At 58.0% G+C, this 26,472-nt stretch carries 26 protein-coding genes and 1 tRNA gene; 16 read left to right on the forward strand and 11 right to left on the reverse strand.

Annotation, left to right across the window (positions count from 1 at the left end):
* Window positions 1-46: 46 nt before the first annotated feature.
* From gpmA to KI787_13025, 6 genes are all read right to left on the reverse strand, one after another.
* Window positions 47-790: a 2,3-diphosphoglycerate-dependent phosphoglycerate mutase gene (gpmA, locus tag KI787_13000; protein MBV6630872.1), complete on the reverse strand. Its 744-nt coding sequence runs from the start codon at window positions 788-790 to the stop codon at window positions 47-49.
* Window positions 791-883: 93 nt separating this feature from the next.
* On the reverse strand, window positions 884-3,034 hold the full coding sequence (locus KI787_13005; GenBank protein ID MBV6630873.1) for an FAD-dependent oxidoreductase: 2,151 nt from the start codon (window positions 3,032-3,034) through the stop codon (window positions 884-886).
* Window positions 3,035-3,177: 143 nt separating this feature from the next.
* Entirely contained in the window at window positions 3,178-3,558 is a 381-nt protein-coding gene (locus tag KI787_13010) for a PspC domain-containing protein (protein MBV6630874.1), read from the reverse strand.
* Window positions 3,555-3,788, reverse strand: a complete 234-nt coding sequence (gene pspB, locus KI787_13015; protein MBV6630875.1) for an envelope stress response membrane protein PspB — start codon at window positions 3,786-3,788, stop codon at window positions 3,555-3,557. Before pspB ends, KI787_13010 begins: the two co-directional genes overlap by 4 nt.
* A gap of 14 nt (window positions 3,789-3,802) precedes the next feature.
* Window positions 3,803-4,486 (reverse strand): phage shock protein PspA, encoded by a 684-nt coding sequence (gene pspA / locus KI787_13020; GenBank protein MBV6630876.1) that lies wholly within the window; start codon window positions 4,484-4,486, stop codon window positions 3,803-3,805.
* Window positions 4,487-4,536: 50 nt separating this feature from the next.
* Window positions 4,537-4,797 (reverse strand): hypothetical protein, encoded by a 261-nt coding sequence (locus KI787_13025; GenBank protein ID MBV6630877.1) that lies wholly within the window; start codon window positions 4,795-4,797, stop codon window positions 4,537-4,539.
* Window positions 4,798-4,967: 170 nt separating this feature from the next.
* Here KI787_13025 and pspF point away from each other — a divergent pair, with 170 nt between their 5' ends.
* Window positions 4,968-6,032, forward strand: coding sequence for a phage shock protein operon transcriptional activator (gene pspF, locus KI787_13030; protein ID MBV6630878.1), 1,065 nt, complete (start codon window positions 4,968-4,970; stop codon window positions 6,030-6,032).
* Between the two features lie 46 nt (window positions 6,033-6,078).
* A complete protein-coding gene (locus KI787_13035) occupies window positions 6,079-7,431 on the forward strand; it encodes a phosphomannomutase (protein MBV6630879.1) in 1,353 nt (450 codons plus the stop codon).
* 153 nt (window positions 7,432-7,584) lie between these two features.
* Here the strand turns inward: KI787_13035 and KI787_13040 are convergent, their stop codons facing one another.
* The 4 genes from KI787_13040 to lptF form a co-directional block, all read right to left on the reverse strand.
* Window positions 7,585-8,013, reverse strand: coding sequence for a DUF1249 domain-containing protein (locus tag KI787_13040; GenBank protein MBV6630880.1), 429 nt, complete (start codon window positions 8,011-8,013; stop codon window positions 7,585-7,587).
* Window positions 8,014-8,278: 265 nt separating this feature from the next.
* Window positions 8,279-9,997, reverse strand: a complete 1,719-nt coding sequence (locus KI787_13045) for an AMP-binding protein (GenBank protein ID MBV6630881.1) — start codon at window positions 9,995-9,997, stop codon at window positions 8,279-8,281.
* A gap of 136 nt (window positions 9,998-10,133) precedes the next feature.
* The gene (gene lptG / locus KI787_13050) at window positions 10,134-11,204 is read right to left on the reverse strand and encodes an LPS export ABC transporter permease LptG (GenBank protein MBV6630882.1); all 1,071 of its coding nucleotides are present in this window, start codon (window positions 11,202-11,204) and stop codon (window positions 10,134-10,136) included.
* Entirely contained in the window at window positions 11,201-12,289 is a 1,089-nt protein-coding gene (gene lptF, locus KI787_13055; protein ID MBV6630883.1) for an LPS export ABC transporter permease LptF, read from the reverse strand. Before lptF ends, lptG begins: the two co-directional genes overlap by 4 nt.
* A gap of 117 nt (window positions 12,290-12,406) precedes the next feature.
* Here lptF and KI787_13060 point away from each other — a divergent pair, with 117 nt between their 5' ends.
* Together KI787_13060 and KI787_13065 are read left to right on the forward strand one after the other, a co-directional pair.
* Window positions 12,407-13,879: a leucyl aminopeptidase gene (locus KI787_13060; GenBank protein MBV6630884.1), complete on the forward strand. Its 1,473-nt coding sequence runs from the start codon at window positions 12,407-12,409 to the stop codon at window positions 13,877-13,879.
* A 23-nt stretch (window positions 13,880-13,902) separates the two neighbouring features.
* The gene (locus tag KI787_13065) at window positions 13,903-14,352 is read left to right on the forward strand and encodes a DNA polymerase III subunit chi (protein ID MBV6630885.1); all 450 of its coding nucleotides are present in this window, start codon (window positions 13,903-13,905) and stop codon (window positions 14,350-14,352) included.
* On the opposite strand, the gene cysG is transcribed toward KI787_13065, so the two are convergent.
* Window positions 14,349-15,785, reverse strand: a complete 1,437-nt coding sequence (gene cysG / locus KI787_13070; GenBank protein MBV6630886.1) for a siroheme synthase CysG — start codon at window positions 15,783-15,785, stop codon at window positions 14,349-14,351. The two genes, KI787_13065 and cysG, sit on opposite strands and share 4 nt — an antisense overlap.
* An 89-nt stretch (window positions 15,786-15,874) precedes the next feature.
* Between cysG and cysB the strand changes: the two genes are divergently transcribed.
* The 12 genes from cysB to KI787_13130 all read left to right on the forward strand — a co-directional run bounded on the left by cysB (window position 15,875) and on the right by KI787_13130 (window position 26,273).
* Window positions 15,875-16,876 (forward strand): HTH-type transcriptional regulator CysB, encoded by a 1,002-nt coding sequence (gene cysB, locus KI787_13075; GenBank protein MBV6630887.1) that lies wholly within the window; start codon window positions 15,875-15,877, stop codon window positions 16,874-16,876.
* Between the two features lie 169 nt (window positions 16,877-17,045).
* Window positions 17,046-18,935 carry a threonine--tRNA ligase gene (gene thrS / locus KI787_13080; protein MBV6630888.1) on the forward strand — a complete coding sequence of 630 codons (1,890 nt, stop codon included), beginning with the start codon at window positions 17,046-17,048 and terminating at the stop codon, window positions 18,933-18,935.
* Between the two features lie 47 nt (window positions 18,936-18,982).
* Entirely contained in the window at window positions 18,983-19,501 is a 519-nt protein-coding gene (gene infC / locus KI787_13085) for a translation initiation factor IF-3 (GenBank protein ID MBV6630889.1), read from the forward strand.
* Window positions 19,502-19,552: 51 nt separating this feature from the next.
* Window positions 19,553-19,750, forward strand: a complete 198-nt coding sequence (rpmI, locus tag KI787_13090; protein MBV6630890.1) for a 50S ribosomal protein L35 — start codon at window positions 19,553-19,555, stop codon at window positions 19,748-19,750.
* Between the two features lie 78 nt (window positions 19,751-19,828).
* Entirely contained in the window at window positions 19,829-20,188 is a 360-nt protein-coding gene (gene rplT / locus KI787_13095) for a 50S ribosomal protein L20 (GenBank protein MBV6630891.1), read from the forward strand.
* A 114-nt stretch (window positions 20,189-20,302) separates the two neighbouring features.
* Window positions 20,303-21,292: a phenylalanine--tRNA ligase subunit alpha gene (pheS, locus tag KI787_13100; protein ID MBV6630892.1), complete on the forward strand. Its 990-nt coding sequence runs from the start codon at window positions 20,303-20,305 to the stop codon at window positions 21,290-21,292.
* 37 nt (window positions 21,293-21,329) lie between these two features.
* Window positions 21,330-23,714 (forward strand): phenylalanine--tRNA ligase subunit beta, encoded by a 2,385-nt coding sequence (gene pheT / locus KI787_13105; GenBank protein MBV6630893.1) that lies wholly within the window; start codon window positions 21,330-21,332, stop codon window positions 23,712-23,714.
* Window positions 23,715-23,720: 6 nt separating this feature from the next.
* Window positions 23,721-24,017 carry an integration host factor subunit alpha gene (locus KI787_13110; GenBank protein ID MBV6630894.1) on the forward strand — a complete coding sequence of 99 codons (297 nt, stop codon included), beginning with the start codon at window positions 23,721-23,723 and terminating at the stop codon, window positions 24,015-24,017.
* Window positions 24,001-24,375 carry a MerR family transcriptional regulator gene (locus KI787_13115; GenBank protein ID MBV6630895.1) on the forward strand — a complete coding sequence of 125 codons (375 nt, stop codon included), beginning with the start codon at window positions 24,001-24,003 and terminating at the stop codon, window positions 24,373-24,375. Before KI787_13110 ends, KI787_13115 begins: the two co-directional genes overlap by 17 nt.
* Window positions 24,376-24,384: 9 nt before the next feature.
* A tRNA-Pro gene (locus KI787_13120) sits at window positions 24,385-24,461 on the forward strand.
* Window positions 24,462-24,557: 96 nt separating this feature from the next.
* Complete coding sequence (locus tag KI787_13125) at window positions 24,558-25,388, forward strand: ProQ/FinO family protein (protein ID MBV6630896.1); 831 nt, start codon at window positions 24,558-24,560, stop codon at window positions 25,386-25,388.
* A gap of 96 nt (window positions 25,389-25,484) precedes the next feature.
* The gene (locus KI787_13130) at window positions 25,485-26,273 is read left to right on the forward strand and encodes an enoyl-ACP reductase (protein ID MBV6630897.1); all 789 of its coding nucleotides are present in this window, start codon (window positions 25,485-25,487) and stop codon (window positions 26,271-26,273) included.
* Window positions 26,274-26,472 lie beyond the last annotated feature (199 nt).

Consider the following 26,472-nt stretch of genomic DNA (forward strand, 5'->3'; position numbering starts at 1 on the left):
GGCCGTGAGTGCATCTAGGGCACTCATTGTCGCTAAGACCCTGTGACTAGGCCTTGGCTTGGTTGGCCACCGCCGCTGCTTTAGCCGCCGCTGCTTGGGCGTCGCCCAAGTAGCCGTAGTCGGTCACTTCCAGTTCCTGGTTGAGCTCAAACTTCAGCGGAACGCCGGTGGGGATATTCACGCCGACAATGTCGGTTTCGGCGACATCCAGTAAGTACTTGTATAACGCTCTTAAGCTGTTGCCATGTGCGGTGACCAACACGGTGTGGCCAGCGCGAAGCTGCGGCGCAATCACGTCATGCCAATACGGTAGTACACGATCCAAAGTTGTGGCTAGGGATTCGGTCGCAGGAAGCACGCGAGGGTCCAAATGGGCATAGCGCGCCTCGTTTCGCGGATGTCCGGGATCATCGCTGGACATGGGCGGTGGCGGTGTTGCGTAGGAGCGTCGCCAAACCGTGACTTGCTCTTCGCCGTGTTTTTCGGTGGTCTCCGCTTTGTTCAGACCCTGCAATGCCCCGTAGTGTCGTTCATTCAAACGCCAGCTACGCGCCACAGGCACCCACACCTGATCCAATACTTCCATTGCCGTAGACAGTGTGCGAATCGCACGCTTGAGAACGGAAGTATGCGCCGCATCAAAATGCAACCCGGCATCTCGCATCAGCGCACCCGCTTCGCGAGCTTCCGCCATGCCTTGGTCGGTGAGGTCTACATCCACCCACCCCGTAAATCGGTTTTCTAAATTCCACTGACTCTGGCCGTGGCGCAGCAATACTAATGTGGGCATGCCAATCCCTTGAACAAATAAAAACGGCGCCCAGTGTACCCGCTTGGCGCTAGAGTTTAGGGCTGCCTCGCCGCTTCAGCTTGAGCGACGAGCTCAAGCACCCCCACGCCGCCAACGGTGATACCGCTCGACCCATTGCAACAGAGCCTCAGGCTTGTGCGCCTGCTTCCATTGACCAGCCGCATATTTGTTGGCCTCGGCCATGGTGGGATAAGGATGAATGGTGCCCAGGATCTTATTCAGCCCGAGTCCATGTTTCATCGCCAATACAAATTCGGCGAGCAACTCACCGGCCTGAGCTCCCACAATGGTCACCCCTAAAATGCGGTCTTTTCCGGGCACAGTGAGAACTTTGACAAAGCCTCGAGCATGGCTGTCGGCAATGGCACGGTCTAGATCATCCAGTCCATAACGGGTGACTTCGTAGGCGACCTTCTCTGCCTGAGCTTGCGTTTCGTTGAGCCCCACCTGTGCCACCTCCGGGTCGGTAAAGGTCACGCGGGGCATCACGCGGTAGTCCACCCGAAATTTCTTCAAGTTTCCAAACAAGGCATTCACGGCGGCATACCAGGCCTGATGCGCCGCTGCATGGGTGAATTGGTATGGCCCGGCCACATCGCCTACGGCAAAGATGCTGGGGATATTCGTGCGCAGAAAGTCGTCGGTATCGATGGTGCCAGAAGCCCGCACACCCAGATCTTCGAGCCCATAACCCTGCAATCTAGGCTGTCGGCCTACCGCCACCAAAATCGCATCAAACCCAATGCGGTGGCGCTGGGTGTCCTGCTCCACCTCAAGCACCCAGCCCTCATCATTTTTCAGAACCTGAATCGCCTGAGCGCCCAGGTGCAGATGAATGCCTTCCTCGCGAAAGACACTCTCCACCAGCTCGGAGACTTCGGCGTCCTCTTTGCCCAATAAGCGCGAATTGCGGTCCACTTGGTGAACCTGCGAGCCCAACCTGTGGAAAGCCTGGCTGAGCTCACAGCCGATGGGACCGCCGCCCAGCACCAGTAATCGGGAAGGCTGCTCACGCAGAGTCCAGACCGTGTCGGAGGTGTATACGGGGGCATCGCTCAAGCCTAGTATATCCGGCATACGCGGCTGCGCCCCGGTTGCTAGAACAATGTGACGAGCGGAGAGCCGCTGCCCATTGACCTCAACCTCCCAGGGTGAGACCAAGCGTGCTTCACCCTGAATACACTCCACACCCAGCTGGGTATAGCGCTCGACCGAGTCATGCGGCTCGATGGTCTTGATGACCTCTTGAACCCGCTGCATTACCGCCGCGAAGTCAAAATCGACCTGGATGCTGTTCAAGCCTAATGTCGATGCCTTGCTCGCCTGATGCACGGCCTTGGCTGAACGAATGAGGGCCTTGGATGGAACACATCCTGTGTTCAGACAATCTCCACCCATTTGGTGTTTTTCGATCAGGGTGACTTTGGCTCGTACCGCAGCCGCAATATAAGCCGACACCAACCCGCCGGAGCCAGCGCCAATCACGATAAGGTTGCGGTCGAATTGCTTGGGCCGGGTCCAGTCCTGCATTGCTCGACGGTGTTTGAGCCAATCCAAGCCTTTGCGCGCCAGCAAGGGGAACAGCCCCAGCAGCACAAAAGAGCCCAGCAAGCCTGGGGATAACAGCCCACTCAGAGAGTCGAGCTGCCCAAGTTGCGTACCCGCGTTCACGTAGACCACAGTCCCCGGCAACATGCCCACCTGGCTCACCCAGTAAAAGGTCAGCGTGCGCATGGCTGTGAGCCCCATCAATAAATTGATCACGAAGAACGGGAACGCAGGCACCAAGCGCAGGGCGAACAGATAAAACGCCCCGTCCTTATCGACGCCCCGGTCAATAGCAGCTAAACGCTGACCAAAACGCTGCTGAAGACTACTACGCAGCAGATAGCGCGCTACCAAAAACGCCAGGGTTGCCCCTAAGCTGGAAGCGAAGCTGACCAACAACAAGCCCCATCCCAAGCCGAATAATGCGCCCCCGGCCAGAGTCATGATGGCCGCTCCCGGCAAGCTCAGCGCCGTTACCGCGACATAGATCGCGAAAAAGGCCCCAGCGGTCGCAAGGGGATGCTCGGCGAGCAGACGGTCAAAATCTGCGCGGGACTCCTGCAAATACCCCAAGCTGAAGTACTGCCCAAGGTCAAAGGAGAAAAAGGCCAAGACGGCCAGCAGGACCGAGGCTGCCAAGAGCAGTTTTTTCACGCTGTGCTTCCCCATCCGCATGCCGCAAGCGCGACATGCATGGATCATTGTTTACCAGCGCATAGCTTAGGCAATACCCCCGGTCCGCGTATGTTCGCTAGGCCGCCTGGGCTGCTCCCGAATACGGCATCGCGCATTGAGCGCTGCAGCGCAGGCGCACGGCGTTATCCGGACTCCAGGTCGGCAAACTTACGCCGCAACCTCGCCTCGGCCGAGTGCAAGTATGATTCGATGCGGTCCAAGCGGCCGCCGATGTCTTGATAGCGCTCATGAATACTGGCGTTGCGACGTTGAGCGCGTTCGGCTTGAGGATCCGGCCTTGGGTCGCGCACTTCGTCCACCGTCGGCAACAAAATCACGGCGGCGAGATAGGCCACCGCTAAGGCTCCAAAGAGGCCGAAGAATAAGGCCAAGATGATGATAATCATCCGGGTCAGGCGTAAGCGCCACCCCATGACCTCACAGATTCCGGCAACGACGCCAAAGGCCCAGCCATCTTCCGGCTTTCTATAGAGCTGGGATAGTTTCTTAAATACGCTACTCATGAGGGATTTCTCCAGCGCGGGTCTTCGGTATCGAGCAACTGCTCAATAACCTCCAGCCGCCGCTCCAAACGGTCCGCCAAGGACTCCAATTCATCTTGGGTGCCAGTAATTTGCCGGCGCTCACGCTTCTCCCGCCGCCAGATCGTTGCGTAATGCATGATGATCCAGATCGGCAGAACCACTGCCACAAATACAATCAGCGGGACGAATATCAGTTCCACGGCGTCCAATCTCGACGTCTCCCTTAACTTTGCGAGGTGGAATCATCTTTGCTCCGCAGGCGCTCTTTCAAACGTGCCAGCTCTGCTTCCACCCGATCCTGTTTCTCGAGGTTGGCAAATTCTTTGTCCAGTACCTCGCCTTGGCCCAGGTCTTGAACCTCGGACTGTGCTTCTAGATCGTCCACTTTACGCTCAAAGCTCTCAAATCTGGCAACAGCCTCGGCAATCTTTTGATCATTAATCTGATTCTTCGCCCGCAGCTGAACACTCGCCGTTTGCTGACGCAGTAAGAGTTGCTTTTGCCGCGCCTTGGCATCCTTGAGTTTGTCATTCAATCGACCGATATCGGTATCCAGTTTGTCCAGGCTTTCATTGAGGGCCTGGAGCTCGGTATCGAGCTCGTCTTTTTTGTTGGCAAAGTCTTCTACCAGCAGCAAGGCTTGGCGGGCTAAATCTTCGCGATCCTTGGCCAGGGCCAGCTCAGCCTTGGCTTCCCATTCCTGAGCTTTATCCTGCAAACGTTGCTGCTCGCGCTCAAGATGCTTGCGGCGAGCGATGCTGGAGACTGCATTCGAGCGCAGTTCTACCAGCGTATCTTCCATCTCGCCAATGGCGAGGCGGATCATTTTTTCAGGGTCTTCGGCGCGGTCCAACATGGCATGCAGGTTGGAGTTCACGATATCCGACAGACGACTATAAATACCCATGTCAGGCTCCGTATCAGTGAATCGGGGGTGTTAGCAGTCTGCGCAGTGGTTCAGCCATTCACTTGCTGATGGGGCTGGACCCCTTCGGGCTGCGCATTTAAAAATGGAATAGGCGCCAACTCCGGCTGGATTTGGCGCAGCGATTGGCGCAGCTCATCCTCAATATGCGCCACGGCTGCATTCCCTTGCGCCGAAATATCCTGGTGTAATGACTGGGCAAGCTCGGCACGCGTGATGCTTTGTGCCTGGGCAACTGTGCTCATCATCATGCTGATGGCGGCGACGGCGAGTAGAGGGTTGAATGAGCGCATGGTCAAATCCTTTTGAACATTGAGTGAAGGTGCACACTCAGTGTTCCAAGTCGCGTGCCAACTTTCGCATGGCTCATAAGCTTATGTTTTCACTATCTTTTTATTTTCATGGACGGCCACACTAAAAACAGATAAGGTATTTTTCACCACCTATAGGTGAATTTTCCGCCATGCCGCACCCCGAACTTCCATCCCTGATTGGTGAAGACGACCACTTTCTACAAGCCGTAGAGCGCGCCTCCGCAGCTGCCCCGCTGGATAGGCCAGTGTTGATCATTGGCGAACGAGGAACCGGTAAAGAGCTGATCGCGGCACGTATTCATTATCTGTCTCAGCGCTGGTCCGACCCGTATGTTGCAATCAACTGCGCCGCACTTTCCGATGATCTCCTCGAGACGGAACTTTTTGGCCATGTCCCAGGCGCGTTCACTGGGGCCACCAAAGCCCGCAAAGGGCGTTTTGAACAAGCACAGGGCGGCACCCTATTCCTGGACGAGCTCGCATCGATGCGCATGCGCCTCCAAGAGAAGTTACTAAGGGTGATTGAATATGGTCAGTTTGAACGCGTAGGCTCCAGCACAACAATGGAGGTGGACGTACGCCTGATTGCCGCTGCCAACGTGGATCTACCAGCAGCCGCCGCGCGCGGCGAGTTTCGAGCCGACCTCCTGGACCGCCTGTCGTTTGAAGTCATCACTCTACCGCCGTTACGAGCCCGCCCCATTGATATTGGCCTGCTCGCCCAACACTTTGCCGAAAGCATGAGCGCCGAGTTAGATCGACCCCATTTTGCTGGCTTCAGCATGAAGGCCTTGGAAACCCTGCGTGCCTACCGCTGGCCGGGCAATGTACGGGAGCTGCGAAACGTCATCGAACGCGCGGTTTATCGCCTCGCCGAGTCAGACGACCCCATCGACGAGATCATCATTGACCCTTTCGACTCGCCCTGGCGCCCTCCTGCCCACTTAGCAGAACAGCCCACGCTAACAGGACAGCACGCGCCAGCAGGACAACCTGGAGCGACGACGGAGGCCGCCACGATTACAGAGGAGACGGAGTTGCCCGCGGACTTTTTCGCATGGACCGCGAAGCAGGAGTCGAGCGTGCTGCGCCAGGCACTGACAGAGCATGGCTACAACCAACGCCGCACAGCCGAGAGGCTGGGCTTGAGCTACGACCAATTGCGTCACTTACTCAAGAAATACGCGATTCGTCGACCCGACACAGCGGTGTGATAGCCTCCGGCGCTGATATCTTCTGAATATTGTCTCAAAGACCACAATGAGCATGAGCTGCTTCAAGGCCTACGACATTCGCGGCCGCCTCCCAGACGAACTCAACGTCGACATCGCCTATCGAATTGGGCGCGCATACGCCCAGGTGGTTCAACCCCGGCGCGTGGTCACAGGGCGCGACGTCCGCCTTAGCAGTGAAGAGCTACAACGCGCTCTAGCCTGCGGCCTACGTGACGAAGGCGTGGAGGTGCTTGATCTGGGCCTCTGTGGCACGGAGGAGGTCTATTTTGCGACCTTCTACTACGAACTTGATGGGGGGATCATGGTGACCGCCAGTCATAACCCCATGGATTACAACGGCATGAAGTTGGTGCGTGAAGGCTCGCGCCCGATTGGCGCAGATTCTGGTTTAGCCGATATTGAAGCCAAGGTCGCCAGTGATACCCGGGTGTACCCCGAGCATGCCCAGGTGGACATGACCGCGCTGGATCACCGCGCCGACTACATCCAGCATTTGCTGGGCTACATCGACGTTCAAAGTCTGAAACCGCTCAAGATCTTGGTAAACGCCGGCAATGGCCCTGCCGGCCTCATTGTTGATGCGCTGGAACCCCACCTGCCCTTGCAGTTCGAACGCCTGTTTCATGAGCCCAACGGCAACTTCCCCAACGGCATTCCTAACCCCATCCTCGAGCAAAACCGCCCTCCAACCTCGGAGGCTGTGCGCGCGGCTGGAGCTGACTTCGGCGTGGCCTGGGATGGCGATTTCGACCGCTGCTTTTTATTTGACGAAAACGGCGACTTCATCGAGGGCTACTACATCGTCGGGTTACTGGCTGAGGCCTTATTAACCGAATCGCCCGGCGCCACCATCGTCCACGATGTGCGTATGACCTGGAATACCATCGACATGGTCGAGGCCGCCGGCGGCAAAACCGTGCAAAGCCGCACCGGACACGCTTTCATCAAAGCCATCATGCGCGAGCATGACGCAGCCTATGGTGGGGAGATGAGCGCGCATCATTACTTCCGCAACTTCGCTTACTGCGACAACGGCAATATTCCCTGGCTACTGGTTGCGGCCCTCATTAGCAAAACTGGCAAACCCTTGTCGGCGCTGGTCGCCGAGCGTATTGCCCGCTACCCATCCAGTGGGGAGATTAACCGCACTGTAGACGACCCCGATGCCGCAATGGCCAGGGTGCATGCTGCCTTCGCTGCCGACGCGCTCAGCGAAGATCGGACCGACGGCCTATCCATGGAATTTGCCCAGTGGAGGTTCAATCTGCGCAAGAGCAACACCGAGCCAGTCACCCGGCTGAACGTGGAGTCGCGCGGCGACAAAGAGCTGATGCGCGAGAAGACCGAGCAGCTGCTACACATTATCGAGCAGGCCTGATTACGCCAGCGCAGGCAATGAACCGCCGAGGCGGAGAAGCCTCGGCTGCAGCACACTGTCTTTTATAGCTCAGCGCAGAGGGCGATTGCTCGGCCGACACTGAAAACGCCCGCCCTCATCGGGGCGGGGATACTTTTAAGGCGATCGGGCGAGTTATGCGGCGTCTTTACGAATCCAGAACCCGTGGCCCTGCTCCAAGCACCAATCAAGCCACTTATTCAACATGGCATTGCGCTGGATTTGCAGGTAGAGATTCTCGCCAAAGTCACCCTTTTCCACGTCCAGGGCTTGGGCCGCCTTGGCATCAAAGAACACCCGCACCTTCAACCGGGGCACTTCTCCCTTATCCGGAAACCGGTGAGTCAGGATAAAAGTGGCCGTATAGCGTTCATGGTGAACGCTGTGCAGATGCAAGGGACAATTGGCATCGCCGCGTGATACCGAACCACTCGGCACTTTACGCAAGTCAGGAATCAAACGCTCCAACAGGGCGTAATTGGATTCCCACAATGCAACCAATGCAGAAAAGCTGTTGGGGTCGGTAACCCGCTCCCAGGGTTTGAGCGTGGTGGTCTTAGCCATCCTCGGATTCTAGCAACGCTGATAAAAGCTGGCGAGTGTGCTAGGGCTGCACATTCGCATGATGGCGCTGTAGACCTCGATCTGACGGGCTGAGTTCCCTGCACTGCAACATTTTTCACCGAGGCGAGTTGCTCACTTTAGCGCGCCGTTTGCGCAAAATTGCGCTGAAAGCAGCATCTTAGCTAGACCCTGCGCAGCCGGCGATTGATGCCGACTGCGCAGGGGTACAGCCCCGCGAGCCCCTCTTGAGGGCTCGCTGGCTAGCTTAAGCCGCTTCAGCTGGGGCTTGTTGGCCCTGTGGCGATGACCCATCCCAGATCACGCGCTGGCGGGCGGCATACCAGCCGTCGACACGATCCGCGTAATGCGCCTCGATCACATTACGCTTAATTTTCATAGTTGGCGTCAAGAAGCCGTTCTCGATGCCCCAAGTGTCGCTCACAACCACCACGAACTTCACATTCTCGTGGGGGTCCAGACCTTCATTGACCTTGTCAACCAGCTCGCAGAACTGCTGCTCCAACTCGGCGCGGTCAATTTCGCCTTTGCTGAGGTGATCACGCGCTTCATCGGCGAGCATAAATAGCGCGAAAGGCGCAGTTTGGTCAGCCCCGGCGACGCAGACCACTTCCAAAGCCTCGTGATTCGCCAATTTATTCTCTATGGGCACCGGAACCACATATTTGCCCTTACTAGTTTTGAACAACTCTTTGATACGGCCGGTAATCCGCAGGCGGCCTTCGGCATCGATTTCGCCCATATCACCAGTTTTCAGGTAGCCATCTTCGGTGATGTCTTCCGCCGTTTTCTCCGGTTGTTTGAAATAGCCCATCATCATTCCTGGGCTCTTCACCAACACCTCTCCGTTATCGCCAATCTTGGTATCTACACCGGGGTTGGACTGGCCAACGTAGCCCACCCGCGCGAGCCCTGGACGCGTGCCATGGCTATAACCGAAGTTCTCGCTCATCCCGTAGCCTTCCAGCAGCTCCAGCCCTAAGGAGCGATACCAAGACAGGGTTTCAGCCGACAGCGGCGCGGAGCCGGTCGCCGCATAACGCACATGCTCCAAGCCAAGTTGAGTAAGGATCTTCTTCTTGATCACCCCAGAAAGCAGCGGGATTTTGAAGAGAACTTTTTGCTTGCGCTCTGGCAGCTTGTCGCATACGCCGGCCTTGAACTTGGTCCAAAGCCGGGGGACCGAGGCAAAAATGGTGGGCTTGGCCCGGCGCAGGTCTTCCACGAAAGTGTCCAAACTTTCCGCAAAGAACACCTCGAAGCCATAGCGCAGAGAGTTTGTCTCCACGACCCAACGCTCCAGCACATGCGCCAATGGCAAATAGCTCAGCATGCGCTCGTTGTTATCCAAGCTCATGATGTCGGAGAAGCCAATGGAAGCGGCCGCCATGCCCCCAAAGCTGGTCATCACCCCTTTGGGTCTGCCCGTCGAGCCAGAGGTGTACACAATCGTGGCCATTTCCTCGGGAACGCGCTGCACCTGCTCGCTCATGGGCTCCGTGGTCGCAATGACATCATCCCATTGCAGGGCGTCCTCGGCGGGTGCCAGAGGCAAGGCGATGGTGGGCATATCCTCTGGAATACCCTCGCGCACCATATCCCAGTCGTCGAGCTTACCGATGAATAGCAGCTTGGCCTCACTGTGCTCCAGGATGTAGGCCACCGTATCGCCATTTAACGTGGGATACAGAGGCACGCTGACGTGTCCTGCCATCCAGATGGCCAAGTCCGCGATGATCCAATGCGCAGAGTTCTTACCGACGAGCGCAATCTGACTCTTGGGTGGCAGTTGCAGGGACTGCAAGTGCGCCGCCATCCGCCGAGCTTGGTCACCAACTTCTGCCCAGGTATATTCCTTAACTTGGCCACCGCCGATGGGCTGGGTGAAGTAGCGCTTGTTTGGTTGTGCTTTTTCCCAATAGTAGAAGCAGTCCAAAGGCGTTGCTTTGGGGTCCATTGCGTGCATCCCGTGTCCCCTCGAGAATAGTGGAAAGCAATTTGTAGGTAAGGCCGCAACCAAGGCGGCCCGAACAGGCTTAGCACTATACCCCGACCAGCTTCGCCAGGTCGAAATTCTCGGCGAAGACCGAAGCAGAGGCCGCTTAACCCAAGCGGAACGAGCGCAGCCGCCAGCCAGCGATCAACATCAGCAGGAGAGCCGGCGCGAACGCCGCCACAACAGGCGACCACCGATACACGGCCCCCAAACTCACAGCCGTCTCGTTGACGACGTAGAAGCCGATGCCAATTAATACACCAATAAATAGGCGCTGGCCGGCGCCGGTGTCACGCAGTGGCCCAAGCACAAAGGGCACGGCCAACAGCATCATCGCGACCACGCTGAGAGGAGCTGCGAGCTTGCGCCAAAACTCCAATCGCGGGCGATGGGAGTCGAGTTTGTTCCGCTCCAGGTAATCGATATAACGACGTAGACCCGGCAGGGAGAGGGCATCGGCCTGGAGCAAGAAGAGTCGCAAAACCTCGGGCTCGAACTGCAAACTAAGATCACGCAGCGACTGTTGGCGTCGATCCAGGCTGCCCTGGCCCACATGGTCCTTTTGCCATGCCTGCCCCTGCCATTGACCATCAACAAAGTCAGCCCGGCTGATGGTTTCTACCCCTAACAGGCGGTCACCTCTAGCGCTCATTTCAAAGATGCGTAGCTGCTCCAATTGGGTGGGACTGTGGACCTCAGCCACGTGAACAAACCGTGTTCCCTCGCGCAGCCAAAGCTCCGGTACGGATTGGTTACGTTCTGTCGCCCCATGCTTCACCGCTGCCGCCGCCGTTTTCGCCCAGGGAACGGCGCGATCCCCTAAGAGTAATGCGGCACTTCCCAGCAGCAGCCCCACCACGGCCACCGATAGCGCCATACGCCATACCGGCATGCCTGCTGCCTGCATGACAACCAACTCTCCAGCAGCAGCCAAACCGCCGAGGCCCAAAATTGCACCGAGCAGCACCATGATGGGAAACATCTCGAAGGCCAGCTCCGGCAACTTATACAACGTGAGAAGCATGGCAGCATCAGCTCCGCGGTCGTGTCGCCGCGCCCAATCTAGCTCTTCCACAAAGCTCACAAAACCGACCAGTGCCAACAGCACCATGGCTGTGGCCAATGTCGCTGTCAGGACCGCAACGGCCAGATGCCTGTCGAGTAGCGACAATCTCATAGCAAGCCCCGCCGCAGGCGCTGGCGATAGCGGCCTGCGCGCAGCCACATAGCGCAGCCGACAGCCGCGACGATGGCATGGACCCACCACAGTCCAAAGCTCGACGGCAGCTGTCCCGCCTCCAGCCACGCTTGACCCACACCAAGAGTATTGAAGTAAATGATGAAGCCCAGTATTCCCCAGCCCAGCCGCCCATAACGCCCCCCACGACTGGAGGTGCGCGCCAGCGGCACGGCAAGGAGCACCAAAAGCCAGGTCGACAGTGGCGTCGCCAAGCGCCAGTGCAGCTCCGCACGATCTTCTGGCTGAGCGCTGTGCCATAACTCCAGTGATGGCTTCAGTGAGGTCTTGGATAAGCTGTAAACAAACGCGGGCGGCATGATCGATACGCCATGCCGTGCGAAATCCATCATACGAATGTCCCCGCGTATGGCGTCGCGCTCGAATCGACTACCCTGCTGCAATAAAAGCTGGTAGCGGCCTTGCTCATCGGTACTCAGCGCCCCCTCGCGGGCCAACACGATGCTGTCTCCGGCGCTATCCCGCACCTGGGCAAATACTTGCTTGAGGCGTCCGTCATCGTCGGCATAATCCTCAATATAGAGGGTGCCTCGCCCGTCCGGCAGGGTGCGAAAACGGCCGGGCTCTAGCAGGCCAAAGGTCATTCGACTGGCTGCCTCTTTCACCAAAAAGTCGGCCGTTCTCCCAGCCAAAGGACTCCACCACAGGCTTAGCAGGGCACCGAGAAGGGCGAGCATCAAGCCGAGGCGCAAGAATGGACGGTACAGTCCGCCCAAACCCAAACCTCCGGCCTGCATCGCTGCCACCTCGTTGTCTTGGTAGAGCTTGCCTAAAGTGAGCATCACGCTGATCAGCAAGGACACCGGAATCAAAATGGTGAGGTAACGCAGGCTGGATAACCCGACCAACACCAAGAGCAGCGAGGGATCAATATTGCCCTTCGCCGCTTCGCTCAGGAATCGCGCCAAACGCGTCGCCAACATGATGGCAAGCAGCACGATGGTCACCGCCACCCAAGTGCGCGCAGCTTCGCGAAACAAATACCGCTGCAGCAATGCGTTCATACACCGCTCCTACAGCGAGGCCGAGCATTGGTCGACCGCGGCAAACCTTGTATCCTGACGGGCTGATTCAATGTGCTGGATAAACCCGTGCAAAGCGGGTTGGAGAAGAGAACCACTATGAAGTATGCCTTGCTCAGTCAACTCGATGCCCTGGCCGCCAACGACACCCTGGTTTTGGGAGTGGTCGGCAAGCAGCCTGCGCTGGCTGATCACCTACCGCCCGCCATCGTCGACGCCGCAAAATCAGCCATTGCCGCGGGCGACGCCAAGTCCAAGCCAGGACAGCTGTGCACCATGATGCTGCCACCCGACGTCGGCCCAGGCCGTCTCATCTTGGTGGGGCTTGGCGACAAGGCGGACGACATCGACGCCAGGGATAAAGCCATTCGCGCCACCACCAAAGCGGCGCTGAGCTTGGGCAACAAGCGTCTTGTCATTAGCTTGAGTGCCCTGCCACTCGACGTCGACGCCGCCACCAGTCTGCGCCGCGCTATCAGCAGCGCTGGCCAAAGTTGTTACCGCTTCACCGAATGCAAAAGCGAGAAGGCCGACAAGCGCGCCCTCACCAGCCTCGCCTTTCTGAGCCCTGCTGATTTACCAGCCGCCCAAGCGCGCACGGCGCTGCAACAAGGTCAAGCTGTGGTCAATGGACTGGCGCTGGCCTGCGACCTCGGCAACCGTCCGGGCAACTGGTGCACCCCCACGGATCTCGCCAACACGGCCAAAGAGATGGCCAGCGAATACAAGGGGCTGAAATTCAAAGCCCTGGGTGAAGCTGAGATGGCTGAGCTGGGTATGGGCGCCCTGTTATCAGTGTCTCGCGGCAGCCGCGAGGAGGCCAAACTCATTGTTTTGGAGTGGAATGGCGGAAAGAAAGGGGAAAAGCCGGTGGCCCTGGTGGGCAAAGGCCTCACCTTCGATGCTGGCGGCATTAGCCTGAAACCCGCTGCCAAAATGGAAGAAATGAAGTTCGACATGATGGGCGGCGGCACCGTGCTGGGCACGATGCGCGCGGTGGCTGAAATGAAGCTGCCGCTGAATATCGTCGCCGTTGTGCCCTCCTCGGAAAACTTACCCGACGGCGCGGCCAACAAACCCGGCGATATCGTCACGAGCATGTCCGGGCAAACTATTGAGGTCATCAATACCGATGCCGAAGGCCGTTTGATCCTCTGCGATGCCCTGACTTGGGTGCAGCAAGAGTACAAACCCAGCACCATCGTCGACTTGGCCACCTTGACGGGCGCCTGCGTCGTCGCCCTAGGCGATAAGGCCGCTGGTGTGTTTGCTAACGACCAAGCCCTTGCTGATGCCTTGCTGGCCGCCGGCGAAACCGCGGGAGATCGCGGCTGGCAACTTCCCTTGTGGGAGGACTACCAAGAGCAGCTCAAGAGCCCGGTAGCAGATATGCAAAATGTTGGCGGCCCTGGCGGCGGCGCCATCACCGCTGCGAGCTTCCTGCACCGCTTTACGCGCAAGTCCACCTGGGCGCACATCGATATTGCCGGGGTTGCCTGGAACTCCGACAAGTTGGCCAGCGGGCGTCCTGTGTCGCTGCTGGTGCAATGGCTGTTGAATCAAACCGCCTAAGCCAACAACGACTGAAGTCAGCAGTGACACGCATCACATTTTATGTGCACGAACAGGCGGCAGACACCGAGCTTTGGATCTGCCGCCTGCTCGATAAAATTCAGCGGCAAGGGCAACAATGCACAGTCTGGGCACCGGACACAGCCGCGTTAGATAGCCTGGATCGACGCCTATGGACCTACTCTCAGGGTAGTTTTGTGGCGCACGAACAAGAGCGACAATCGGTCGGCGATGCCCCCATCATTCTGTGCTCGGCAGAACCGCTCAATCCTCAGCGGCAAACCGTGTTGATCTGGGCCGCAGCGGAGTACTCCGAGCCACCCGCCTTCTTTGCTAGCTTTCAGCGGTGTTTGGAGATCGTGGCCGGTGAAGAGCAGCTCAAGCAAGCGGCCCGAGAACGTTATAAGTTCTATCGCGACCGCGGCTATGAGCTGGAGACGCATAACATCACGCCAGCTCAGATCAGCGATTAGAGTTTCATTGCAGTACTGGCTTCGCGGCGGTCATCTGCCGCAGGGTCCTCAGCCCGCCAGGCAAGGTCCCGGCGCAAGCCAACGACGTCGCCAATCACGAGAATCGCAGGCCCCTCAATACTTTGTGCCGCGACCATACTCGGCAAGTTGCCCAAAGTAGCCACACGAGTGTATTGACCTGCCTGAGATGCTTTTTCGATCAAAGCCACAGGGCGGTCGGCTGGCGCTCCGGCCTCGATGATCGCGGAGCAAATATCGTCTAGCCGGGTCAAGGTCATATACACAACCACCGTCTGCCCGGCACGCGCCAGCGTGGACCAGGGCAGGTCGAGCTGCCCATTTTGACGGGGGTGGCCTGTGACAAAGATGCAGGACTGTGCATGGTCGCGATGGGTTAAAGGGATGCCGCAATAAGCGCTGGCCCCGCTAGCTGCCGTAATGCCGGGCACCACTTCGAATGGCACGCCTGCCGCCATCAACTCGGTCATTTCCTCCCCCCCCCGGCCAAAGACAAAGGGGTCGCCCCCTTTCAAGCGCACCACCCGCTTGCCTTCCTTGGCCAACCGAACGAGCAGTGCGTTGATCGTCTCCTGCGGGAGGGTATGACGGCTCCGCCGCTTGCCAGCATCAATACGGTCAGCGTCCCGCCGCACCAAATCGAGAATCCCCTCGCCCAAGAGGCGGTCATGCACCACCACATCGGCTTGCTGCATACATCGCAAGGCCTTCAGCGTGAGCAGATCTGGGTCGCCAGGGCCTGCACCGACCAGCCACACTCGCCCTTGGGCTGGCCTTTGCAACTGCTCCAGTAGACGCTGCATCTCCTCATCCGCCGCTTGGGTTTGCCCACCCTCGACGGCTTGGACGACGGCACTGCTAAAGACCTGCTCCCACAAGCGCAAACGCTGCTTGCCATCCTCAAGGGCCGCTCGCACCCGAGGGCGCCAAGCCTCTGCCCAACGGAGGACGCCCCCTAAGCCCGGACTGAGCTCTTTTTCCCAGCGCTCACGCAACTGTCGAATCAGCACTGGACCCGCGCCACCACTCGATAGCGCTACCACCAGCGGCGATCGATCGATCATGGCTGGAGTAATCGCTGTACACCTTTCCGGGTCATCCACCACATTGACCCAAATTCCTAAGGCATCCGCCTCCCGCGCAATTTTCGCATTCAGGCTGTCGGAGTCGGTGGCAGCAATGATCAAGCGCCAGCGCTGAGCGTGCAGGTCTGCAGGGGCGTACACGCCGCGGCGATGCATGATTTGGCCCTGCTCCAGAGCCGCTTCAAGTTCAGGAGCCAATTGCGGACTGACCACATGTATCTGCGCCCCAGCTTTGAGCAACAGACGCGCTTTACGGACGGCTACCTCGCCACCACCGACCAACAGCACTGGCCGTCCATGCAAGCGCAAAAACAGGGGGAAGAACTCCATCGATATACCTCCAAGCCACTAAAAACCCGCGCCTTTCATTCCGGACTATTATGAAGCCTGATGAGCTCAACCAAGAGATTTGGCTGCTTATGAAATTGCGCCAACTAGAGCTACTGCGTGCGGTGGTTCAGCATGACTTCAACATTTCCAAAGCTGCGGACGCCCTGTACACGGCCCAGCCGGGGATCTCCAAACAGATTCGCAATTTGGAAGATGAACTCGGCATCCCCGTTTTTCACCGCAACGGCAAGCACCTGACCGGGCTCACCGCAGCCGGCCAAGACATTCTGCGTATCGCTGAGCGTGTGGTCAGCGATATGCGCAATATCAGCCGCGTGGCCGAAGACTACCGTAGCGCTGACCGCGGTCAGCTGAGCATCGCCACCACCCACACGCAGGCTCGTTACGCCCTGCCCACCGTCGTGGAGGGCTTTCGCAAGCGCTGGCCCCAGGTCAGTTTGCATCTGCATCAGGGCTCGCCACCGCAGATCGCGCGCATGGCCGCCAGCGGTGAAGCCGATTTCGCAATTGCCACCGAAGCCATTCGCCACTTTGATGAGCTGGTGATGCTGCCGTGTTATCGCTGGAATCGCTGCGTGCTCGTCCCCCAAGGCCATCCCCTGGCCAGCAAACACCCGGTGGAATTGCGGGCCCTGGCAGCCGAGCCTATCGTGACCTACACCTTTGGCTTTACCGGCCGCTCCATGCTGGACCAGGCCTTTGCGGCGCGCGGCCTCGCTCCGGAAGTGGTGCTCACTGCAGTCGACGCCGATGTGATCAAAACCTATGTACGTCTGGGGCTGGGAGTAGGCATCGTCGCAGCGATGGCCTACGACCCCGACCAGGATCAGGATTTGGTGGCCTTAGACGCCTCGCACCTCTTTGCGCCCAGCACGACGCATATTGGTTTTCGCCATGGCGCCCTGTTGCGCGGCTTTCACTATGATTTCATCCAGCGTTTCGCCCCCCACCTGGAGGCCGACACGGTGCAGCGCATTGCCGACATGAAGAGCCCAGAGCAGCGCCATAGCGCCGCCAGCGCCCTATTAGACAGCATCCCCACCTTAGCCGAGCCTGCCTCCCAGGAATAAGCATCTGCCAGCCTAAGCCACCGCCTCGCTGGGCAAATCAAGTGCAGCAGATGACGCGAAGGCAGCGCACAAACGAGTGCCTCACTTGAAGCCAGCCCCCGCAGCACCTATGCTTCGCGGCCTTCATTCACATGCGGTCATTGGTAGCGATCGCCACTGTCTGGACACCATGATCACCATTACCCTCCCTGACGGCTCCGAACGACAATTCCAAGCCCCGGTCACTATTGCCGATATTGCGGCCGACATTGGCCCAGGCTTGGCCAAGGCCGCCCTCGCCGGCCGTATCGACGGCCGCTTAGTCGACCTCAGTACCCCCATCCACAAAGATAGCGCTGTGGCTATCGTGACCGGACGCGACCCCGAGGGGTTGGAGGTCATTCGCCACTCCACAGCGCACCTGCTTGCGCATGCCGTGAAGCAGCTTTATCCGCAGACCCAGGTCACGATCGGTCCGGTGATCGACGATGGCTTTTATTACGACTTCGCCGCCGAGAAGCCCTTCACGCCCGAAGACCTGAGCGCCATCGAAACGCGGATGCAGGAATTGGCCAGCGCCGACCATGGCGTACAACGTGAAGTGATGCCACGCGCGGAGGCTGTGGATTACTTCCGCAACATGGGCGAAGAGTTCAAAGCCCAAATCATTGCGGATATTCCGACCGACGAGGACATCAGCCTTTACCGGCAGGCCGATTTTGTGGACCTTTGCCGAGGCCCCCATGTTCCCAGCACCGGGAAGCTGGGTGCGTTTAAGCTCACCAAAGTTGCCGGTGCTTACTGGCGTGGCAACACCGACAATCAGCAGCTACAGCGGATTTATGGCACCGCCTGGCCGGATAAGAAACAACTCAAGGCCTACCTCAAACGCCTTGAAGAGGCCTCCAAACGCGATCATCGGGTTTTAGGCAAACGTCTGGACTTCTTCCACTTTCAAGAAGAAGCACCCGGAATGGTGTTCTGGCATGACCATGGCTGGCGTATTTACCGGGTGATCGAAGACTTTATTCGAGACCGACTGGATAAAGCCGGCTATCAAGAAGTGCGTACGCCACAGATCATCGATAAGGTCTTGTGGGAACGCTCTGGGCATATGGATAAATATGCCGAGCACATGTTCTTAACCCAGTCAGAGGACCGCACTTACGCGGTCAAACCGATGAACTGCCCGGCGCATGTGCAAATTTTCAATCAGGGGCTCAAAAGCTATCGTGACCTGCCCTTGCGCATGGCCGAGTTTGGTTGCTGTCACCGCAATGAGTTCTCCGGAGCCCTGCATGGGTTGATGCGGGTCCGCGGATTTACTCAGGACGACGCCCATATTTTTTGCACCCGCGAGCAAATCGCGGAAGAAGTCACGGCTCTACTCAAACTGACCTTCGAGGTGTACGAGCAGTTTGGTTTCGAAGACGTCACCCTGGCCTTATCCACGCGCCCTGAAATGCGTGTTGGCGAAGAAAGCCTCTGGGATGAGGCCGAAGCGGCCCTGGAGCATTGCCTCAAAGACAGCGGTCACGACTACGTACTGCAACCTGGTGAAGGAGCTTTCTACGGCCCGAAGATTGAATTCACTCTGCATGACTGCTTGGGCCGTGCTTGGCAGTGTGGAACTGTGCAACTGGACTTCTCCATGCCACAGCGCTTGGCTGCGCAATATGTGGACGCGAATGGCGAGCGCAAAGTGCCGGTGATGATTCACCGCGCCATCCTGGGGTCCTTGGAGCGCTTCATCGGCATTTTGATTGAACAACATGCCGGAGCCCTGCCCACATGGTTGGCACCGGTCCAAATCGTGGTTGCTAGCATTACCAACCGAGTCGATGAACAGGCTCAAAAGGTCGTGGAACAATTGCGCGAAGCTGGCTTGCGGGCAGAGGCAGACTTGAGGAACGAGAAGATAAACCTTAAAATCCGCGAGCTTTCGATGGCCAAGGTCCCCTTGGTGGCGGTTATTGGCGATCGAGAAGCTGAAAACAACACCGTGGCTGTGCGTGCACGCGATGGATCCAACCTTGGAGTGATGACGGTTCCCGACCTCATCGCCCACGTTCGCTCCTGAGCATGGCGTGATGGCCGTCTTTTTGTTGGGCTGAAGGAAGTACCAGGATTAGCAAGGACAAGGAAACTCGCCGTAATGACGAGATTACCGCACGTGAAGTGCGGGTGATCGACAGCGAAGGAGAACAGCTCGGCGTCATGCCGACCTTCAAAGCTATCGAAGCCGCTCGCGACGCGGGCATGGATCTCGTGGAAGTCTCGCCGCAAGCGCGACCGCCGGTGTGCAAAATGATGGATTACGGCAAGTTCGTATTCCAAAAGAACAAGGCACAGCAGGCCGCCAAGCGCAAACAAAAGCAGACTCAGCTCAAGGAAATTAAATTCCGGCCGAATACCGAGCAAGGTGACTATGACACCAAGATGCGGCGGCTAGTGGAGTTTCTTGAGGAAGGCGACAAAATCAAAGTCACCCTACGTTTTCGTGGGCGGGAAATGGCGCATCAGCAACGCGGAATGGAGTTGCTCATGCGTGTTCGCGATGATTTGTCCGAGCTTGCTCAGGTCGAGCAGATGCCCAAACTGGAAGGCCGCCAAATGATCATGGTGATGGCCCCTAAGAAGAAGTAAAACCGGCCTTAACGGTTTTATCTCATTAAATTCGCCGTAAACGAGTTCACAATGCCTAAGATCAAAACTAACCGAGGCGCCGCAAAGCGCTTCAAGCGGACCGCTAGTGGCGGTTTCAAACGTTCGCAGTCACATAAGCGTCACATCTTGACCAAGAAGCCACGCAAACGCGTGCGCGACCTGAACAAGAATGCAATGGTCGCTAAGTGTGATGTCGAATCGGTCGCCCGGATGCTGCCCTACAGCTAAAGGCTGACCTCGGACACGCGTCGGCGCGCTGCCATTGCCCGACCGTTCCCTTCCCCCCCAATTTTTTAGGAGTAAAAAATGGCACGAGTAAAACGTGGCGTTACCGCCAAAGCAAGACATAAGAAGGTTTTAAAAGCGGCTAAGGGTTATTACGGCGCCCGTAGTCGCAGCTATAAAACCGCCCGTCAGGCCGTATTCAAAGCCGGCCAATATGCTTACCGCGACCGCCGCACCAAAAAGCGTGACTTCCGCAGCCTGTGGATCGTACGTATCAACGCGGCGTCCAAAGCGCAAGGACTGTCCTACAGTCGCTTCATCGACGGTCTCAAGAAGGCCGGTGTAGAACTGGATCGTAAAGTGTTGGCTGACATCGCCGTACACGACGAAGCCGCTTTTACCAGCCTGGTGGAGCAAGCCAAGAGCGCCCTGGCTGCTTAAGCTCTCGCGCATTCATTATGCGCACCCGGTGCAGTGCACCGGGTCTTCAATTGGGCGCAGTCTAGAATCTAGACTGCGCTTTTTTTTGCCCCGAACCTCGGCCCGCAAACGCTCATGAGCACATTGAACCCTGACCTCGCCGTCAGCAAAATCCAGCAGGCAGACACCCTGGATCAATTGGAAGACCTGCGTCTGGAGTACCTCGGACGCAAGGGCCTGATCACCCAACAAATGATGGGCCTGAAGGATTTAGCGCCCGACCAGCGCAAACAGCGTGGCCAAGAGCTCAATCAGGTGAAACAGGCATTACAAAAAGCCTTGGAGCAGCGCAAAGAGCAGCTGGAAACAGCAGCCCTGGAGGCCAGTCTGCGTAGAGACGCCGTGGATGTCACGCTGCCTGGACGACGCCAGTTCCAAGGCAGCCTGCACCCCTTGCGTCTTGTGGCGCAGCGCATCGAAGACCTGTTCCGGCAAGCGGGTTTCAGCGTTGCCGAAGGCCCGGAAATTGAAGACGACTTTCACAATTTTGAGGCGCTGAACTTCCCTGCCGAACATCCGGCACGGGCCATGCATGACACCTTTTGGATGCAAGACCAGCAAGGACTGCTGCGTACGCACACCTCACCGGTGCAAATCCGCGTGCTCAAGCAAGCGCAGCCGCCGGTGCGCATCATCGCTCCTGGACGCGTGTACCGCTGCGACTCTGATCGCACCCACAGCCCGATGTTTCACCAAATCGAAGGCTTGTTCATTGACCGGGAGGTCAGCTTTGCGGACCTGCGACATGACTTACAGACCTTCTTGTCTGCGTTCTTTGAGCGCGAGGTGAATCTCCGACTAAGACCATCCTATTTCCCCTTCACCGAACCCTCAGCCGAAGTCGACATTGAATTTGCCGGCACCGGAGAATGGATGGAAGTGGCTGGCTGCGGCATGGTTCATCCCAATGTGCTCGCTGCGGCCGGCGTAGACGCGCAGCAATGGCGGGGCTATGCCTTCGGCTTCGGCATTGATCGTTTGGCCATGTTGTATTACGGAATTCAGGATCTGCGCTTGTTCTTCGATAACGACCAACGCTTCCTGCGCCAGTTCCCCACCCGCTAACACGGTTGCTTTTTTTCCTAATTTCGACGAGTCCGCGATGAAACTGTCTGATTCTTGGCTGCGCGAGCTGTGCCCTCATAGCGCGTCGGTGGAACACACCGCTGCCGTCTTGACCAGTGCTGGCCTGGAGATCGAAGAACTGATCCCCGCCGCACCAACCTTGGACGGCGTTGTTGTCGCCCGCATTATCGAGGCCGCCCCCCACCCCAATGCCGACCGACTGCAGGTCTGTCAGGTTGATGCAGGGGCGGAAGAGCCGCTACAGATTGTCTGCGGCGCCCCCAATGCGCGCCCAGGCTTAGTCACTGCACTGGCGACCATTGGCACACGCCTACCGGGCGACTTCAAAATCAAGAAAAGCAAAATCCGGGGGGAAGTGTCCTTCGGCATGCTCTGCTCGGTCACAGAGCTTGGCTTAGAAGGTGATGGGGATGGCATTTTTGAGCTTCCCATCGACGCCTCACCCGGCACACCCCTGCACGATGCTCTGGGCTTAGCCGACACCATTTACGATATTGCCCTGACTCCCAACCGGGGGGACTGCTTATCGGCGCTGGGCGTCGCTCGCGAGCTTGCCGCCATGCAGCTCGGTGAGCTGACTCTTCCTGCACAGGTCGACACCCGCATCGACATCGATGCCGAGCGCAGCGTGCGCATTGCCGATGCGCAGCTCTGTGACAGTTACTGGGGACGAGTTATCGATGGCTTAGACATGGATCGGCCCACACCCTGGTGGATGCAAGAGCGATTACGCCGTTCCGGACTGCGGCCCAAAGACCTGGTTGTTGACGTCACCAACTATGTGCAGCTGGAGCTAGGCCAACCGCTGCACGCCTTTGATGACGAACAGCTCAGTGGTGCCATTCAAGTACGGCGCGCACAAGCTGGTGAACAGCTGACAATTTTGGACGGCAGTGAGCTGAGTCTCAATGTCCAAGATATGGTGATCAGTGATGACAATGGCCCCATCGCTCTGGCTGGCGCCATGGGCGGCCTGCACAGCGCTGTGACCAAGACAACGCGCCGCGTGTTTTTGGAAAGCGCATGCTTCCAGCCCAAAGCGGTTGCCGGCCTGGGGCGGCGCCATAAACTCCATAGTGAGGCCCTGCACCGATTCGAGCGTGGCACCGACCCGGCATTGCCGAAGCGCGCCCTGGAGCGCGCCACTGAGTTGATATTGGCACTTGCTGGTGGCCAAGCCGGTCCCATCACCCACGTGCAGACGGACTCGCAAAGGCCTGAGTCCATCCTGCTCGACCTTGATCGCACCAACGCCATCTTGGGGAGCCAGGTCGATATGGATGAGGCCAGCCAACTGTTACAACGCCTTGGTTGCCGCGTAGATCCAGCCGGTGATACGCAGCTGCAAGTCCATGCGCCGACATGGCGCCGGGACCTGCAAATTGCAGAAGACCTCATGGAGGAGATTGCCAGGCTCATTGGCTATGATGCCCTCGGCGGACAGCCCTGCCGGATTCAATCCGAGTTCCGTCCCCTGCCTTACCCGCGGGAACAATTGCTGCGGGCCCGGCAGTTCCTGTCCGCTCGTGGCCTCAATGAAACTGTCAGTTTTAGTTTCGCCGCAGCGCAAACCTGCCAAGACTTAGGTATGCCAGTAGAGGCCGACGCCCTCAGACTTGCCAATCCCATTAGCGACCAACTCAGCGTGATGCGCCCTAGCCTGTGGGCAAGCATGGTGCCGATCTACAGCCAAAACCTGCGACACGCCAACCGCGACCTGGGCCTGTTTGAATGTGGCCGCATCTTCCTCAAAGATGGCACTGGCGGCGTGTGCGAACGCGAATCACTGGCCATCATGCTGGGCGGCCAGCGAAACCCTGAAAATTGGGCGCAACCACAACAACCCTACGATTTCTTTGATCTCAAAGGGCTTTGTGAAGAACTCGTCCAAGTTTTTGCGCCAGGGCTACAACCCAGCTATGAGCGCACAGAGCACCCAGCACTGCATCCGGGCCAATGCGCACAGCTCCGTCTGAATGATCAAAGCTTAGGTTGGATTGGACGGCTGCATCCCTCGGTATGGAGTCGCCGCGGCGAGTCAGGCCCGGCTCCCTTTGTGTTGGAGTTGTACTGGAACGACCTGCAACCGAAGGCGCACAGAATTGGACCTCCGGCACAATTTCCAGCATCTCGGCGCGATCTTAGCCTGATCGTGCCAAACGAGCTGCCGGCCGCCTCGGTGCGTGATTATTTGCGCTTGCACAGCCCTCTGCCCTTGAATGATGTGTTGATATTCGATGTATTTAGCGGTGAAAGCTCTGGTGACAGTTTCAGGAGCATCGCTTTTGGCTTGATTTTTCAGGACTTTTCCCGCACTCTGGAAGACGGAGAAGTTGACGCAGCCATTGCGGCGTTGACGTCGGGGTTGGATCAGGAATACGGCATCCGCTTGAGGGACTAATTCATCGTGGCAGTGACTAAGCTCGACCTGGCGGAAAGGCTTTTTGAGACATTGGGCTTGAACAAGCGCGAGGCCAAGGAATTCGTTGATCGTTTCTTCGAAGAAATTCGCGTGGCCTTGGAGTCTGGCCAATCGGTCAAACTCTCTGGTTTTGGCAATTTCGAGTTGCGAGACAAGGGCGAAAGGCCCGGGCGCAACCCAAAAACTGGTGAAGAAATTCCCATTTCGGCCCGTCGCGTTGTAACCTTCCGACCCGGACAAAAGTTGCGAGCAAGGGTGGATGCGGATGCAGCAGACGAATAACCATCAGTCTTCCGAGCTTCCAGTAATACCGGAGAAGCGCTATTTCGCTATCGGCGAAGTCAGCGACCTCTGCCATGTAAAGCCGCATGTCCTGCGTTACTGGGAACAAGAGTTTCCGCAGCTCCGCCCGGTTAAACGGCGTGGTAACCGGCGGTACTACAAATATCACGACGTCGAAATCGTGCGTCAGATCCGTAACCTCCTTTATGAAGAAGGGTTCACGATAGGTGGGGCACGTAAGCAGCTGCGCGAACAGGCGAAGCCCGCGGATAGCCGAGAGCCTGAGCACGGCGTGGCCGAACAATTACGCGCCGTTCGCAAAGAAATCGAAGCAATCATTCAAGAAATCACGGTATAATTACCGGCTCGGGGTGTAGCGCAGCCTGGTAGCGCACCTGCATGGGGTGCAGGTGGTCGGAGGTTCAAATCCTCTCACCCCGACCAATTTTCCCCGGCGGTCCAGGCCAACCGCCCGGCTTTCGTCCCGCAATTTCCCAGTAGCCTGGCATTTCTTCAGGTTCTAACGCGACCCGCCAGTTCATGAACGACACAAGCCCTGCCGAAGCCGACGAAGGTCAAACCATCAGTCCTGAGGCCACTACCGATTCTGAGCGCAGCGCCTCTGAAGCGACGGGTGGTAAAGCTGCGCCAAAAAAGACCAAAACGCCGGCACAGCGTGCCGCAGCAGCACGTAAACGCGCTCGGCGTTTAGCCAAGCTCAAGCCACCCGCTGAGGTAGCAGAGTTTTTGTACAAAGCTTTTCCCAAAGCCTTCTTTGCCGAGTCGCGTGCGCGCCAACCGCTGACTGTAGGCATTCACCTCGCGGTGATTGAAGCCACCGAGGGCAAGCTGCATAAACTGGAAGTTCAGCGATTTCTGAACAATTACGCCCATTCGCTGGGCTATTTGCACGCGATTGCCGAACGTAAGCCGCGCCTAGACCTGAACGGCGAGCCCACAGAGGAAGAGATCACCGACCAAATGGTCGCTGATGCGCGCGCCGAGATTGATCAAATTCAAGAAAAGCGCGCTGCCCGTGGAGACAAAGTACAGCGTGGCCCGGCCAAACCAGGCGCAAAAGGCGGCAAGCCGCCACGCGGAGGCCGTAAGCCGCGTGCGCCGCAAATGGGCGTGAGCAAAGAGCGCGGGCGCCCGGTTGCCGGAAGCGCTGAGGAAATAAAGCAAGCGGCCATGCGCAACCAACGCCAGGCCAAAATTATTGAGAAAAAGCGTCGCGTGCGCAGCCCGGCAACACCGACCCTCATGGCGGCCAAACTCGCTGATGCTGGGCTTGGCTCGGGCAACACAGCCCCCCGAAAAAAGCTGCGTTTGGGTAAGAAGAGCGACGACAGCGACAATAGCGCTGACTGATCACCCTGCTCTGCTGCAGGCTTTGGTCTATGGCGCCAGCCTCCTAGTGCGCGTGGAGGTTACTATGGGCGCTGAATTCAGAACAAAGACACAGGCATGGGATTTCTTGCGGGAAAGCGCGCCCTCATCACTGGTATCGCCTCTGACCGGTCTATAGCGACTGGCATCGCCGAAGCAATGGCCAATCAGGGTGCCGAGCTAGCCTTCGCGTATCAGGGCCAGAAACTCCATAGTCGAGCCCTAGCCGTGGCCGAGCGCACCAACGGCGCTAACCGCCTGTTTGAATGCGATGTGAGTGAGGACACTTCCATCGAGAACCTTGCCAAGAGTCTGGCCCAGTGCTGGCCTGATGGCTTGGATATCGTGGTTCACTCCATTGGCTTTGCGCCGCGTGAGCAATTGGCCGGCAATTACCTGGACTCGGTGACGCGTGAGGGATTCCAGATCGCCCACGACATAAGTGCGTACAGCTTTGCCGCGCTGGCCAAGGCCCTCAGGGCGCAGTTGCGCGCGCAATCAGCGTTGCTCACCCTGACCTACCTTGGCGCTGAGCGCGCTATCCCACGCTATAACGTCATGGGTGTAGCCAAAGCAGCCTTGGAAGCCAATGTCCGTTATATGGCCGCCGATCTGGGGCCGCAAGGGGTACGGGTCAATGCCATCTCCGCTGGCCCCATCAAAACATTAGCAGCCGCTGGCATCAAAGGCTTCCGCAGCATGTTGAGCAGCGCCGAAGAAGCGAGCCCATTGGGCCGCAATGTGAGCATTGAAGAAGTCGGGAATGTCGCCGCGTTTTTATGCTCAGACCTCGCCTCGGGAATGACCGGAGATATCGTCTATGTCGACGCCGGATTCCACATTCAAGCGATGCAATCGCTGGAGTAAGTCGCTCGCTGGCCCGCGGCCTAATTCTTATTGCTCACAAGCTAGCACGCCGGCAGAGCCTCGAGGGCGTCCGCGAAGACAGTCAAGAACACGTAGCTTCAGCCGCCGCCCGAGGCTGTCAGCAGGCCAAGACGCTAAGCACTGAGCAAAGAGACCAGGCTGAGTAACACTGCCTACAGCGTCTGCAGACGCGCAGTGA

It is taken from the genome of Oceanococcus sp. HetDA_MAG_MS8, assembly GCA_019192445.1.
Taxonomy (GTDB): Bacteria; Pseudomonadota; Gammaproteobacteria; order Nevskiales; family Oceanococcaceae; genus MS8.

What these genes read in the sequence shown, in the direction of transcription:
- gpmA (MBV6630872.1), bottom strand. Translation starts at nt 790, where the DNA reads ATGCCCACATTAGTATTGCTGCGCCACGGCCAGAGTCAGTGGAATTTA.
- KI787_13005 (MBV6630873.1), bottom strand. Translation starts at nt 3,034, where the DNA reads ATGCGGATGGGGAAGCACAGCGTGAAAAAACTGCTCTTGGCAGCCTCG.
- KI787_13010 (MBV6630874.1), bottom strand. Translation starts at nt 3,558, where the DNA reads ATGAGTAGCGTATTTAAGAAACTATCCCAGCTCTATAGAAAGCCGGAA.
- pspA (MBV6630876.1), bottom strand. Translation starts at nt 4,486, where the DNA reads ATGGGTATTTATAGTCGTCTGTCGGATATCGTGAACTCCAACCTGCAT.
- KI787_13025 (MBV6630877.1), bottom strand. Translation starts at nt 4,797, where the DNA reads ATGCGCTCATTCAACCCTCTACTCGCCGTCGCCGCCATCAGCATGATG.
- pspF (MBV6630878.1), top strand. Translation starts at nt 4,968, where the DNA reads ATGCCGCACCCCGAACTTCCATCCCTGATTGGTGAAGACGACCACTTT.
- KI787_13035 (MBV6630879.1), top strand. Translation starts at nt 6,079, where the DNA reads ATGAGCATGAGCTGCTTCAAGGCCTACGACATTCGCGGCCGCCTCCCA.
- KI787_13040 (MBV6630880.1), bottom strand. Translation starts at nt 8,013, where the DNA reads ATGGCTAAGACCACCACGCTCAAACCCTGGGAGCGGGTTACCGACCCC.
- KI787_13045 (MBV6630881.1), bottom strand. Translation starts at nt 9,997, where the DNA reads ATGCACGCAATGGACCCCAAAGCAACGCCTTTGGACTGCTTCTACTAT.
- lptG (MBV6630882.1), bottom strand. Translation starts at nt 11,204, where the DNA reads ATGAGATTGTCGCTACTCGACAGGCATCTGGCCGTTGCGGTCCTGACA.
- lptF (MBV6630883.1), bottom strand. Translation starts at nt 12,289, where the DNA reads ATGAACGCATTGCTGCAGCGGTATTTGTTTCGCGAAGCTGCGCGCACT.
- KI787_13060 (MBV6630884.1), top strand. Translation starts at nt 12,407, where the DNA reads ATGAAGTATGCCTTGCTCAGTCAACTCGATGCCCTGGCCGCCAACGAC.
- cysG (MBV6630886.1), bottom strand. Translation starts at nt 15,785, where the DNA reads ATGGAGTTCTTCCCCCTGTTTTTGCGCTTGCATGGACGGCCAGTGCTG.
- cysB (MBV6630887.1), top strand. Translation starts at nt 15,875, where the DNA reads ATGAAATTGCGCCAACTAGAGCTACTGCGTGCGGTGGTTCAGCATGAC.
- thrS (MBV6630888.1), top strand. Translation starts at nt 17,046, where the DNA reads ATGATCACCATTACCCTCCCTGACGGCTCCGAACGACAATTCCAAGCC.
- rpmI (MBV6630890.1), top strand. Translation starts at nt 19,553, where the DNA reads ATGCCTAAGATCAAAACTAACCGAGGCGCCGCAAAGCGCTTCAAGCGG.
- rplT (MBV6630891.1), top strand. Translation starts at nt 19,829, where the DNA reads ATGGCACGAGTAAAACGTGGCGTTACCGCCAAAGCAAGACATAAGAAG.
- pheS (MBV6630892.1), top strand. Translation starts at nt 20,303, where the DNA reads ATGAGCACATTGAACCCTGACCTCGCCGTCAGCAAAATCCAGCAGGCA.
- pheT (MBV6630893.1), top strand. Translation starts at nt 21,330, where the DNA reads ATGAAACTGTCTGATTCTTGGCTGCGCGAGCTGTGCCCTCATAGCGCG.
- KI787_13115 (MBV6630895.1), top strand. Translation starts at nt 24,001, where the DNA reads ATGCAGCAGACGAATAACCATCAGTCTTCCGAGCTTCCAGTAATACCG.
- KI787_13125 (MBV6630896.1), top strand. Translation starts at nt 24,558, where the DNA reads ATGAACGACACAAGCCCTGCCGAAGCCGACGAAGGTCAAACCATCAGT.
- KI787_13130 (MBV6630897.1), top strand. Translation starts at nt 25,485, where the DNA reads ATGGGATTTCTTGCGGGAAAGCGCGCCCTCATCACTGGTATCGCCTCT.